11 protein-coding genes are annotated in these 12,600 nt (G+C 38.2%); 2 read left to right on the top strand and 9 right to left on the bottom strand.

Annotated elements, in window-relative coordinates:
• Positions 1–43: 43 nt before the first annotated feature.
• From GQR54_RS15090 to GQR54_RS15075, 4 genes are all read right to left on the bottom strand, one after another.
• Positions 44–1,984, bottom strand: coding sequence for an EAL domain-containing protein (locus GQR54_RS15090; RefSeq protein WP_166378673.1), 1,941 nt, complete (start codon positions 1,982–1,984; stop codon positions 44–46).
• 262 nt (positions 1,985–2,246) lie between these two features.
• Positions 2,247–3,092 carry a glutathione-dependent disulfide-bond oxidoreductase gene (gene yghU, locus GQR54_RS15085; protein WP_024589239.1) on the bottom strand — a complete coding sequence of 282 codons (846 nt, stop codon included), beginning with the start codon at positions 3,090–3,092 and terminating at the stop codon, positions 2,247–2,249.
• Between the two features lie 77 nt (positions 3,093–3,169).
• On the bottom strand, positions 3,170–3,751 hold the full coding sequence (locus tag GQR54_RS15080) for a rhomboid family intramembrane serine protease (RefSeq protein WP_166378671.1): 582 nt from the start codon (positions 3,749–3,751) through the stop codon (positions 3,170–3,172).
• A 116-nt stretch (positions 3,752–3,867) separates the two neighbouring features.
• A complete protein-coding gene (locus GQR54_RS15075) occupies positions 3,868–4,551 on the bottom strand; it encodes a type 1 glutamine amidotransferase domain-containing protein (protein WP_166378669.1) in 684 nt (227 codons plus the stop codon).
• A gap of 157 nt (positions 4,552–4,708) precedes the next feature.
• On the opposite strand from GQR54_RS15075, the gene GQR54_RS15070 reads away from it, so the two are divergent.
• Complete coding sequence (locus tag GQR54_RS15070) at positions 4,709–5,632, top strand: LysR family transcriptional regulator (protein WP_010555363.1); 924 nt, start codon at positions 4,709–4,711, stop codon at positions 5,630–5,632.
• Positions 5,633–5,664: 32 nt separating this feature from the next.
• Here GQR54_RS15070 and GQR54_RS15065 read toward each other — a convergent pair whose 3' ends face one another.
• The 5 genes from GQR54_RS15065 to GQR54_RS15045 all read right to left on the bottom strand — a co-directional run bounded on the left by GQR54_RS15065 (position 5,665) and on the right by GQR54_RS15045 (position 11,419).
• Positions 5,665–6,399, bottom strand: coding sequence for a dienelactone hydrolase family protein (locus GQR54_RS15065; protein ID WP_166378667.1), 735 nt, complete (start codon positions 6,397–6,399; stop codon positions 5,665–5,667).
• Positions 6,400–6,481: 82 nt separating this feature from the next.
• The gene (locus tag GQR54_RS15060) at positions 6,482–7,813 is read right to left on the bottom strand and encodes a glycerophosphodiester phosphodiesterase family protein (protein ID WP_166378665.1); all 1,332 of its coding nucleotides are present in this window, start codon (positions 7,811–7,813) and stop codon (positions 6,482–6,484) included.
• A gap of 69 nt (positions 7,814–7,882) precedes the next feature.
• Positions 7,883–8,734, bottom strand: a complete 852-nt coding sequence (locus tag GQR54_RS15055) for a carboxylate/amino acid/amine transporter (RefSeq protein ID WP_166378663.1) — start codon at positions 8,732–8,734, stop codon at positions 7,883–7,885.
• 117 nt (positions 8,735–8,851) lie between these two features.
• On the bottom strand, positions 8,852–10,987 hold the full coding sequence (locus GQR54_RS15050) for a M3 family metallopeptidase (protein ID WP_166378660.1): 2,136 nt from the start codon (positions 10,985–10,987) through the stop codon (positions 8,852–8,854).
• A gap of 222 nt (positions 10,988–11,209) precedes the next feature.
• Complete coding sequence (locus GQR54_RS15045; RefSeq protein ID WP_166378658.1) at positions 11,210–11,419, bottom strand: hypothetical protein; 210 nt, start codon at positions 11,417–11,419, stop codon at positions 11,210–11,212.
• Positions 11,420–11,617: 198 nt separating this feature from the next.
• Here GQR54_RS15045 and GQR54_RS15040 point away from each other — a divergent pair, with 198 nt between their 5' ends.
• On the top strand, positions 11,618–12,478 hold the full coding sequence (locus tag GQR54_RS15040; RefSeq protein ID WP_166378656.1) for a mechanosensitive ion channel domain-containing protein: 861 nt from the start codon (positions 11,618–11,620) through the stop codon (positions 12,476–12,478).
• The last annotated feature ends 122 nt before the right edge of the window (positions 12,479–12,600 follow it).

Genomic DNA, 12,600 nt, shown 5'->3' with positions numbered 1-12,600 from the left:
AGCTTATAAATTGAAACTCTGCTGCTTTTTATAAGGGGTAGTGTTAACTACACAGCTTGTTTTGCCCATGCAGATAAGCGTCTACAAAATCTACTTCCATCGGTTTTGAAAAGTAATAACCTTGCAGGTGAGATACACCAATATTAGTAAGCGTGTTTGCTTGTTCAATAGTTTCAACGCCTTCGGCAACAACAGCAAAATCTAAAGATGAAGCCATTTGTACAATTGCATGAATAATACTTAACCCTCTTTTATCCATATTTTGAATAAAACTTCTGTCTATTTTTACTATATCTACGCCAATATCAAGCATGCTTGATAGTGATGAGTAGCCAGTTCCAAAATCATCAATTGAAATACAAAAGCCTTGTTCTTGTAGTGCTTTAACGGCTGTCAAAAACGTGAGTTTATCCTTAGCAAATACTGACTCGGTAATTTCTATATGTAGATTTTTAGGCTCTACCTGATGGTTATTTACTAATTTTAATACCTTAGTTGCAAACTCTGGATCTTGTAGTTGAATAACCGATACGTTCACGCTTATAGCAATTTGTGGTTGTAAGTGAATGAATTTTTTTGCTTGTACGCATGCTTGCTCTATTATCCAAATACCTAACTCGGTAATCAAACCGTATTGCTCGGCAATAGTTATAAACTCGTCAGGAAAAACATTTTCGCCGTCTAGTTGCCAGCGTAATAATGATTCAAAAGAGGTTACTTTTGATGTTTTGCTATCTACAATTGGCTGAAATACTAGCCTTAAGCTGTTTTCTTCTATGGCACTGGCTAAGCGTTGACTTAAGAGGTATTCCCTTTCTTGTTTTAATTTGAGTGAATCGTTATAAATATTAATATTACCTTTAGCCACCCGCTTTTGGTGATACATTGAGGTATCAGCAGAGCGAATTAAGGTATTTAAGTCATTTCCGTGCTCAGGGTACATAGCAACTCCAATAGTTGCCGATACCCATTTTTGATATTTATATGTTTCATGTTCGGCACTAATGCTTTGAAGTACTTTATTTGCAAACTCGAAAAGCTCAGTTTGATTTTGATACGTTGCTAAAATTAAGAACTCATCTCCACCCCATCGGCATTTATAGAGTTGTTGGTTGCATACATTCCTAATTCTCAGTGCTATTTCTTTTAATACTTTATCGCCTACTTTGTGACCCAACGAATCGTTGATTTGTTTAAACCCATCTAAATCTACAAATAATAAAGCAAAGGGTTCTTTAGGATTATCGGCGAGTTGTTTGTTTGCATTTTTTAAAAATGCGGTTCGGTTTAGTAGATTAGTAAGTGGATCGGTATTTGATAAGCGGTAAATTTCTTCAGTACGTTGTTCAACCTTGTTTTCCATTTCATTAAGTAGCTCTCGGTTTTGGTTTTTGAGCTTAATAGCACTATGTGTAAATGTGGCTGATTTATATGATGAAGCAATCATAATTGTGGAAAAAGTTAAACCTAATAACCCCAATATATGGTGGAAACGATCGTTTGAAAGTGTGAGTAAAAAAGAGTACGGCGCTAATAAAGTAAAGCTATATAAAACTGCTGTAAAACGACTACCAGACAGTAAATTTGCAGAGCCTCCGGCAAGCGCTGATAAAATAGCAATAGTCGTAGTAACCTCTACAGTAGATGATGTGCTATGAAACCAAAGAGCATACCCACACCAAGACATGGCTGTTAATATACAGCCAATTGTAAAGCGACTTATATAAGAATGTATTTTGTAAGGTTGGTTAGACTCTTGAGTTTTAAAAAAAAGCGCTACATCAATAACGCGCAAAGTAAGTACGCACATTATTATGCCAAACCATACTATTTTATCGTGGTTAGTTTTCTCATTATTTATATTAAAAGCAAAGACTAAAGCAACACTTACTAATATAGAAACGGCAATTCCGGAAATAGCATTCGAGTATAAAATTTTGAGCGCTTCTTTTCGCTCATTATTACTTAAATTGTTATATGGCACTAATTAAAACCTTTTTCAAAAACAACCCCTAGGAAATTAAGTAAACCATTTAGCAAATTACACTAATGCAATACTGGTAATACAAAGAGCTTAATAAGCCTTTACGCAGCTAAATAAAACTTTAATGTAAAAGTAAATATAGTTTACGGGAGGGATAAAAAAAGTTTAAAAAGTAAAAAGGCCCAAAATAAATATTTATTTTGAGCCCTAAAATTATCAAGCAGGTTAAAGTGTTAACGACCTTACTTGCTGTTCTATAGATTTAACCTTCGAAATCGCTATCGTTATGGCGCTCTGCCATTTGCTCTTCTTCAGGACCCCATGTGCGATTTACGCGACGACCGCGCTTTACAGCAGGGCGCTCTGATACTTGCGTAGCCCAGCGTACAACATGGGTGTATGAGGCAACATCTAAAAATTCTGCTGCATCATATAAAGCTCCAAGCACTAACGATCCGTACCACGGCCAAATTGCAATATCGGCAATTGAGTATTCATCACCTGCCATGTATTCATTTTCGCTTAAATGGCGATTTAACACGTCAAGCTGGCGTTTAGTTTCCATGGTAAAACGGTCAATAGGGTATTGCATTTTACTTGGTGCATAACTATAAAAGTGACCAAACCCGCCACCTAAGTAAGGCGCTGAGCCCATTTGCCAAAATAGCCAGTTACGACACTCAGTTTTAGCTTTTAGATCTTTAGGTATAAGTACATCAAATTTTTCAGCTAAATACTGTAAAATAGAACCAGATTCAAAGATGCGAGTAGGCGGCGTGGTTGAATGATCCATTAGCGCTGGGATTTTTGAGTTTGGATTAATATCAACAAAGTCAGATCCAAACTGATCGCCATCACCTATGTTTATTAAATATGCGTCATAGTCTGCATCGGTGCAACCAAGCTGTAAAAGCTCTTCAAACATGATCGTAGCTTTTTGACCATTTGGCGTAGCAAGAGAATAAAGCTGAAATGCGTGCTCACCAATAGGTAGAGTTTTGTCATGAGTCGCGCCTGCAATTGGGCGGTTAATGCTGGCAAACTTACCGCCACTTTCACTTTCCCACGTCCATACTTTTGGTGGCGTGTATTCGTTTTTATCACTCATAAATAACCTCTGTTAGATGAAATACATATATGGTAAATGTGGCCATAAAAAATTAATTAAAGGCACTAATACTTAATTTACCGACCTTTTAATTTATCGGCTTTTGCTAATCTATAACCTAAAAACAATCCGCTTAGCGCTCCAAATAAATGGCTTTCAAACGATACATGATAGCGCTGGGGTAAAACACCCCATATAAAACCGCTATAAAGTATAGCCACTACAACAGCAATTATAATTGATTTTAATGAGCGTCTTACTAAGCCGTAGCATAGAATAAAGCCCCATAAACCATATATAACACCGCTTAAACCAACATGTATGTAACTGCGCCCAAATGCCCAAACTAACAGTCCACAAACTAGAGCGGTAAAAATAAATACGTTATAAAAACGTTTTACGCTGTACTGGCAAATTAGCCAACTTAACACTACAAATGGGATCATATTACTGGCGAAGTGCCACCAGCTACCATGTAAAAAAGGTGCGCATAGTATGCCTATTAAGCCTTGGATACTGCGTGGATATATGCCTAAACCATTTAGGTTTATACCAGGTAGGCTATTGATCACTTGTAGTACGAAGCAAAGAACAACAATACTAAAAATTGCGAAGCGGGTACTAGTTAGTAATGACAGTGTGGTTGGCTTGGTTGCCATATAATCGCCCTAATTGACTTTAAGAGTTGCCAGTATAGGAATTGTATTTGCTAATGAAAAGCAATTAAAAAAGCACAGCATAAAATGCTGTGCTTATTTTTAATTTTTACTCACTATTAACCTAGTTTAGTTAATAGTTTTTTGGCTGCTAGTTCAGAGCTTGCTGGGTTTTGACCGGTAATTACTAAACCATCTACTAGCGCTAATACGCCCCAGTCGTCAGTTTTTTGATAATCGCCGCCTTTTTTAATTAGCTCGTCTTCAACTAAAAATGGCACGATATCGGTAAGTTGCACTGCAGCTTCTTCAGAGTTAGTAAAACCAGTTACTTTTTTACCCGCTACTAATGCATTGCCATCGGCATCTTTAACATTTAAAAATGCAGCACTTGCATGACATACCGCAGCAACAGGCTTTTGCTCTTTTACAAAGCTTTCGATAAGCGAAATTGAATCTGCGTTGTCAACTAAGTCCCATAATGGACCGTGACCGCCTGGGTAAAATACAGCATCAAAATCGTTAGATTTTACTTCACTCAACACTTTAGTGTTTGCCATAAGTGTTTGTGCTGCGCTATCGGCGTCGTAACGTTTAGTTGCATCTGTTTGAAAATCAGAAAGCGTACTTGTCGGATCAATTGGTGGTTGACCGCCAGCTGGAGACGCTAATGTTACTTCAACGCCTGCATCAACAAATGCATAGTAAGGGGCTGCAAATTCTTCTACCCAAAAACCTGTTTTTTCGCCAGTGTTACCAAGTTCTGCGTGAGATGTAAGAACCATAAGTATTTTTTTAGACATTGAATATATTCCTTCTGATGATTTGAATTAGTTTATTTTGCTTACCAACTACTATATGCACTAACAGAGCTTTAAACAACGATGATAAATTTAACTTTATTGGTTTAATAATTGATACAATTGAGGGGTTGAATTTAAAATACGTTACGGAGCACATATGAAGGTGTCGTTTGAGCAGTTAAAGAGCATGGTTGTATTTGCGCAAATTGTAGAGCAGGGCAGCTTAACCGCTGCCGCTAAACAGTTAGGACTTACGCGAGCCGTAGCAAGTTATCATTTAAAAAAGTTAGAAACCCAGCTTGAAGTCACTTTATTAAATCGCTCAACTCGTACCATGGCGCTGACTGAGGCGGGCATTGCTTATTATGAGCGTTGTAGAATAATTACCGAACAAGCTAATGCAGCTAATCAGCAAATAGAAAATATAAAGAGTGAGCCGCAAGGTTTACTTAAAATTAGCTGCCCTGTGAATGTGGGAATGCAGCTAATTGTGCCCGCAATAAATACGTTTAAGCGCCAATACCCTAAAATTAAAATAGACTTACAGCTTACTGACGATGTGGTTGATATTATTAAAAATGGGTTCGATTTTGCAATTAGGGGTGTGGCACTGAGTGACTCCAACTTGCAAGCAACCAAGCTTACTACAATGAGCACTTGTATTTGTGGCGCGCCGGATTACTTTACACATTTTGGTAAACCTAAAACGCCTTTAGAATTGGCAGATCATCAATGGGTGGTTTATCAGCTAGGAAGTAAAACGTTAACACTTTCAAAAGATGGCAAAAAACACGACATTGCAATGCAAGGCGCCTTAAGTACTAATAACGCAGCTGCACGTACTGCCTTTGTAGAAGCGGGGCATGGCATTGGGCGTATTCCGCTTTACGATGCGTGGCCTAAAGTACAAGCTGGGCTGCTTGAAATAATATTAGATGATTATAAAAGCAAAGATATTGAACTGTACGGAGTATTTCCGCCAGGAGCTGCGGGTTCTAAAAAGCTACGGTTATTTATTGATTACTTAAAAGCATATTTTGTAAAACAGCATACCGCCTTGGGTATGCTGAAAAGCGTTTAATTATTTTCGCTTTTTAAATATTTATAAAACACTTATAAAGTACGGCTAAATAATGCAACCGCTTGTTGATACATATTAATTGCAAGGGCTGCATCGTATCGCTCACCTTCATCACGCATAAAGGCATGCTGGGCATTAACTTCTTGCCATTGGTAATTAATGCCAGTGCTTACGCATTGCTGGTATATTTTAGTGCGACCTTCTTGTGGCACATGCGGGTCTTGTTTACCCCATATAAAGTGAATTTCGCCTTGTATATCAGCCATGCGTTCAAATGAGTTATTACCTGATTTTGCCGGTAATGTGTCGCTGTGAATATCAGTTGCGTATAAGCAAAAAGCCGCTTTAATTTCAGGGTTAAGCGCCGCTCTGTAAGCTAAATGCCCGCCAATACATACGCCCATAGCGCCCACTGTACCTGTGCAGTAATGCTGCTGCTTTATAAAGTCGATCATGGCTTGCGTGTCGCTATCATGATGCTCAAGTGGTTTTGCCCACTTATCTGCATTGCCTTTATCTTTACCTGCATCGTCGTAAGCAAGCACAGTGCCCATAGGATTTAACTCGTGAAATACTTCCGGTACGAACACTACAAAACCATGGCTTGCTAAAATAGCTGCACTGCGAGCAATAGGTGCAGTTTGCTGAAAAATTTCAGAATAAAAAATAATAGCAGAGAATTGCCCTTGCGCCTGAGGGCGATAGATGGTTGTTCGCATTAAACCTGTAGGTGTTGGCAAGTCTGCGTTATGTTGTTGAATTATCATAAAAGCGCTCAGTTAAATAAAATTATATATAATGATATGGTAACTGAGCGCGATAAAATAAACGACTTTTGTTGTCGAGTATTTAAATACTTGCAGGCATTTTATTACAACTAGCGTAATAACTTACGGTAGCCGGCCAATCTGAAAATATAGCCATTACCCCAACGTCTTTTGCGAGCACATCAACGACCGTCATCATATCGCCATCGTTATCTATAACATCAGCAATAGATTGATAGTAATATCCACCGCCTTCATTAAGCGGACCTGAGCGCTCAAGGCTCCATGCAATAAGCTCTAAACCTGCTGCTTTTGCGTCAATTGCGTATTGTGATGGCACGATATTATTTTCGTTATCTATTGTTAGCATCATCCAAATTGGAGGGGCTAAAATTTTAACGCCGTCAGCCACAAGTTCGTCCATACCAGGTTGCCATGTTTGTGGGTTACTTGGATCAAATCCGGCTTCACTGTCGCGACCATCTAGGTATACGCTTTTATCTGCAAAGTCAGGGTTAGTGTTAATCCAGTATTTTACGTCATCAAGGTTAAACGATTGCGGATAAACTTTTGAGGCTGGCACGCCCATTTGTGTGTACTCGTCTAGCATTTTTTGCGCATATTGCTCTTGCGTCATTCCATCAAATGGCATGCTTACTTGTGGCGATTTAAGTTCTGGGGTCATTTTTACCCCCATCCCATTAAACAGTGCAATGCTTTGTTTATGGGTCATTAATGTACCTTGGGTAGCATATAAGTCAGTGCGCCAATTTGGTGTACCATCCATGTAGTCGGCAACGGTAGTTGCATTAGTGTTTGCACCATCCATTTTACCTTCAAGGGTTAAAAATTCCGCTAAGCTTATATCACTGGTACAGCATTTAGCTGAAGCGGCAATACCATTAGTAGGGTCGGCTGGTGTAAATGGCACACTGCATTTAGCTGCAAGCTCAGGGATGGCTAAAATATTAGTTGTGGTGTGTAAGTCGCATTGAGAGTGGCGGCATACTAGTTCTTTATCGTTTGTAAATGTAACATCGCATTCAACAATGCCTGCGCCCATTCTGGCTGCAGCAATGTAGGCTTCTTTGGTGTGCTCAGGATATTGCATTGATGCACCGCGATGACCAATAGAAAAGTCGGTGCGGTAAAAAGGACCTTCACTACAAGATTCTAATTGTGTTTTTAAGTTGCTGTCGCTCATATCATCTACTAGATAATAAGGACGAGTGCCTAGTTGAATATCTGGCGCATCACCACTTGGTACCTCTACAATAATAGGCGTAGGCACTTCAACAATCTCAACTTCTGTGCTGGTAACAACCACTTCTTTTTCTACTATTTCTACATCGTCGTCGCAGCCAGCAAGTGTGGCTAACAATATACAGCTTGTAAGTAAGGTGATACGTTTCATTGTTTATCCTTAAAAAGTAAAATTTGTACTACCTTAATGATTATTAATGACAATTTAGCTACAAACGTATTAATTTACTTTTTTATTAATAACTTGATTCACTAACAAGGCGCCTAACATTATGCCAGCTCCAATACTTAACCTGACTATGTCAGCGTCTCGGTTCCAAATAAGTACATTAATAATAATACCAGCCGGAATGAGAAGGTTATTCATAACTGCCAAGGCACCTACATTTACAAGCGTTGCGCCTTTATTCCATGCAAAATAGCCAAGACCAGAGGCAATAATACCTAAATAAATAAGCACGCCCCACTGGGTAGATGTACTTGGGAGTTTGCTTGCATCACCAAATAAAACGTAGCATATAATGGCAACAATTAACGCCCCAATAAAAAACCAACCAAATATCGCTTTATCGTCAAGTGTATTATTTACCATTAAACGTTTGTAAGTAACTTGCCCTGTTGCAAAACAAATATTGGCAGCTTGTACGAGTAATAAGCCGATTAAAAAGTTGTTGTTTAAGTCCTCATAACGAATTGCAACTGCGCCAAAAACAGCAATAAGTGCAACTATAAAAAACCGTGGATTGAATTTCTTTTCAAGCGCGTCGTTTAATAAAGTAATGTAAATAGGGGTCATTACGGTAAATAACAGTACTTCGGGGACGCTTAAAAATAAAAAGGAGTGGTAGTAAAAGCTATACATAACACCAAGTTGTATAGCGCCAATCAGCATGAGCTTTAAGGCTAAAGGTTTAGGTGTTTGTTTAAACTTTAAAAATGGTAAAAATACGATAGTTGCTAGTGCTATGCGAATTAACACACTAAACCATGCATCAACCTGACCTGCTAAATACACACCAATTAAACTAAATGAAAATGCCCAAAGTAAAGTTACTGCAAATAAGTACCGCATAGCCGTCGTCTCTAAATAATTAATGGCAGCAGTTTATCTGTTATAAATTAATGTATAAACAATAAAAGCCCGCAAGCGGGCTTTTATAAAGCAATAATTAATAAACTAAGTTATTAACTATTCAACTAAACCACGGCGCTTAAGTAGTGCGTCGGTAGTTGGTTTTTGACCTCTAAACTCAATGTAGCTTTGCATTAAGTCGCGGCTGTTACCTTTTGATAGGATTTCTTTACGGAACTTATCACCATTTTTACGTGTTAAGCCGCCGTTGTTTTCCATATGTGCAAAGGCGTCTGCTGCAAACACTTCAGTCCATAGGTACGCGTAGTAACCCGCTGAATAACCACCTGCAAATGTGTGGCTAAAAAAGTTTGATTTATAACGCGGTGGTACAGGGTAGTAAGCAATACCATGCTTTTCTAATGCGTCTTGCTCAAACTTTTGAACGTCAGTAATTTTCTTATCAGAACCAAATGAATGCCATTCCATATCAAGTAGTGCTGCTGCTAAATACTCAGTAGTGCCGTAACCTTGGTTGAATTTTTGCGATTCAAGTACTTTATCAAGTAAAGCTTGTGGAATTGGCTCACCTGTTTTGTAATGTTTCGCATAGTTAGCAAGTACCGTAGGCTCAATCATCCAATCTTCATTTGCTTGTGACGGAAATTCAACAAAGTCACGCGCTGTTGCAGTACCCGCTAGGCTTGGGTATTTAACATCTGAGAATAACCCGTGTGCAGCATGACCAAATTCATGGAACATAGTAGACACTTCGTCAAACGTCATTAGCGTAGGCTCGCCTGCAGCAGGTTTTGGAATGTTCTGCGCATTGTAAATAACAGGTTTGGTGCCTTTTAAGCCGCTTTCGCTAACGTATGCACTCATCCATGCACCGCCACGTTTACCTTCACGTGCATATGGGTCTAAGTAAAATAAACCAATAGCGCTGCCATCAGCGTTAAATACTTCGTATACGGTTACATCTTCATGATAAACAGGAAGATCTTTACGTTCTTTAAACGTAATACCGTACAGTTTGTTCATTGCAAAGAATAAGCCATCGTGAATAACCGATTGCATTTCAAAGTATGGTTTAACAAGTGCTGGGTCTAAGTTGTACTTTTCTGCACGTACTTTTTCAGCATAAAAAGTCCAATCCCATGGTTTAAGCTCAAAGCTTTCGCCTGAATCGTTAATCACTTTTTGAATAGCGGCTGCTTCAATTTTTGCTTTTTCAACTGCTTTTGGTGCTAGGTCATCAAGGATGCCGTAAACGTTATCAGTTGTTTGTGCCATACGCGACGTCATTACATAAGAAGCCCAATCTTTGTAGCCTAAAAGCTCTGCTTTTTGAGCGCGTAGGTTGGTTTCTTTAATAATAATAGGGCCGTTAGTTTTTGCTGCACGGTTTGCAGAAGCTTTAAAAATTCGCTCACGTAGGTCGCGGTTTTCAAGGCTGCTTAAAATTGGTTGTTGCGTTGTATTTACCAAAGTGATCATGTAGCCGTCTTTGCCCGCTTTTTTAGCTGAAGCTGCAAGGCCTGCAATTTCGCCTTCCGAAAGACCCGCTAATTTACTTTTGTCTGTAACTACAATAACGTCTTCTTTAAACGATTTTAAAATGTTTTGTGAAAACGCAGTAGATAGCTGAGCTAGCTCTGAGTTAATTTCACGCATTTTAGCTTTTTCAGCGTCATTTAATTTAGCACCTGCTTTTACAAACTGCTTGTAGTAAAAATCAACTAGGCGTTTATCTTCTGCGTTTAATTTATCTTGATTGTCGTAAATTGTTTGTACGCGCTTAAATAATTCACCGTTTAAGTAAATATCATCTGAGTGAGCAGATAATACAGGCGCCATTTTTTCATCAATACGCTGGTATTCAGCATCTGAAATTAAACCAGATAAGTTATAAAAAGCAGCCGATACGCGATTTAATAGCTCCCCTGACAATTCCATTTTAACTAATGTGTTTTCAAATGTTGCTGGAGCAGGGTTGTTAGCAATGGCTTGTACTTGTGCCGTGTGCTGTGCGATACCAGCATCGAATGCAGCTTCGTAGTCTTTTGTACCAAATTTATCAAACTCTGGTGCCATGTATTGTAATGGGCTTGGTTTAAATAAAACATTGTCTGCGTTCATATCTTGTACTTGAGCTGCGCTCTCTTTTGCCGTGTCTTTTGTTTCAGTTGTTGAACAGGCCGATAGTATTAGTGCACTAGCTATAGTAGTGGCGATCAGGGTTTTACGCATAATAACTCCATAGGAAAATTAGCCGAAATAGGCTTTGCGAGTCGAAAAACCCAGTTAACTTACCAAATTTTGATTTATATACAATAAAGTTTATCGGTATTAAGGGGGATTTGAACGCAAATTAGCTAATAATTAACATTAAGGTAGGTAAAAGTAGCTCTAAAAACATCCTTTGAGCTACTCTAGATATATAAAAAGGGAATAATTAGTGTATTGAGAATTTTAATTGTAGCCAAGAACAAATCTTTTTTCAGAGCCAATGCTCGTTGGTTGCTGCTGTCCAAATTCTTTATTAATAGTAGCTAATGTTTGCTCTTGCTGGGCAAGTAAGCATAATATTTTGTTGCGATAATCTAGGCTACTCTCAAATAAATTTAGATCTACTTGCGGTTGTAGAGTGGCTAGTCGTTGATTTAAAGTAAGTTGTGACATAGTAACCTCCAGTGCTCTTTAACTACATATATAGCACTTGTTGCAATAGTTGGTTAATAAATTGTATATAAAGTACATATTGAACTTATTAACTTCGCGTTTTAGTTATATTATGACGGTTAAACTTACCTAACACTGAACCTATTTCACTTAAAGCGATTTAATTTTAAAGCGCTCCTTGCTTGTTTGGAAAAATAAATGACGTTAGAACAAATAAACCAAATTCTTGCCTTTGTTGTATTTAGTTACAGCGATATACATATAACCGTAGCCAAAATTATTAAAATACCTTTAATACTCTTTGCCATTTGGTTTGTTGTTACGCGCATAGGTAAGCTAATAAAAAGAACCTTATTAGCAAAAAAGTTAAGCCAAGATGCTGTGCATTTATTTACGCGTATTTATTTTATTATTAGTATCGCTATTTTGGTTTTTACCTCTCTAGAAGTGCTCAGCATTCCCGTTACTGCATTTGCATTTGTATCGGGTGCTATTGCCATTGGTGTTGGTTTTGGTGCCCAAAATATTATTAATAATTTTATTAGTGGCTGGATATTAATGTGGGAGCGCCCAATACGTATAGGCGACTTTTTAGAAGTAGGTAATGCAAAAGGTGTGGTAGAAACAATAAATACACGCTCAACACGTATTCGCCGAAACGATGGCGTACATATGCTTATACCTAACAGCCAACTACTAGAAAACACAGTAACAAACTGGACATTAATTGATGGCAATGCCCGCTCATCGGTCAGTGTAGGTGTTGCCTATGGATCAGACGTATTACTTGTTAAAAAGTTAATACAACAAGTACTTGATGACCATGAATCTATATTGGCTAATCCAAAGTCGTCAGTGTTATTTGATGACTTTGCTGACAGCTCACTTGTATTTAATGCTATTTTTTGGGTATGTGCCGAGTCTGAAACCATGCTTAGAAAAGTACGCAGTGATATTCGTTTTAGTATTTATGCTGTATTTGAAAAGCATGATGTAGTGATTGCTTTTCCGCAGCGTGATATTCATATCGACGGTGAAATTGCATTTAAGCACTCATAGTTCACATATAGTAAATATTTAAAGTCGCTCTTGAGCTAACACCATTCAGTTAAGCATGCTTTGACTTAATGGTGTACCGAGTTTTTGAAATTCGAACGGTCCTACTTTTGGGCCGTTTTCTT

The sequence above is a fragment of the Pseudoalteromonas sp. Z9A4 genome (genome assembly GCF_011378845.1).
Classification (GTDB): Bacteria; Pseudomonadota; Gammaproteobacteria; order Enterobacterales; family Alteromonadaceae; genus Pseudoalteromonas; species Pseudoalteromonas arctica.
Note: the sequence above shows the minus strand (reverse complement) of the source record. Positions and strands in the feature narration are given on the sequence as shown.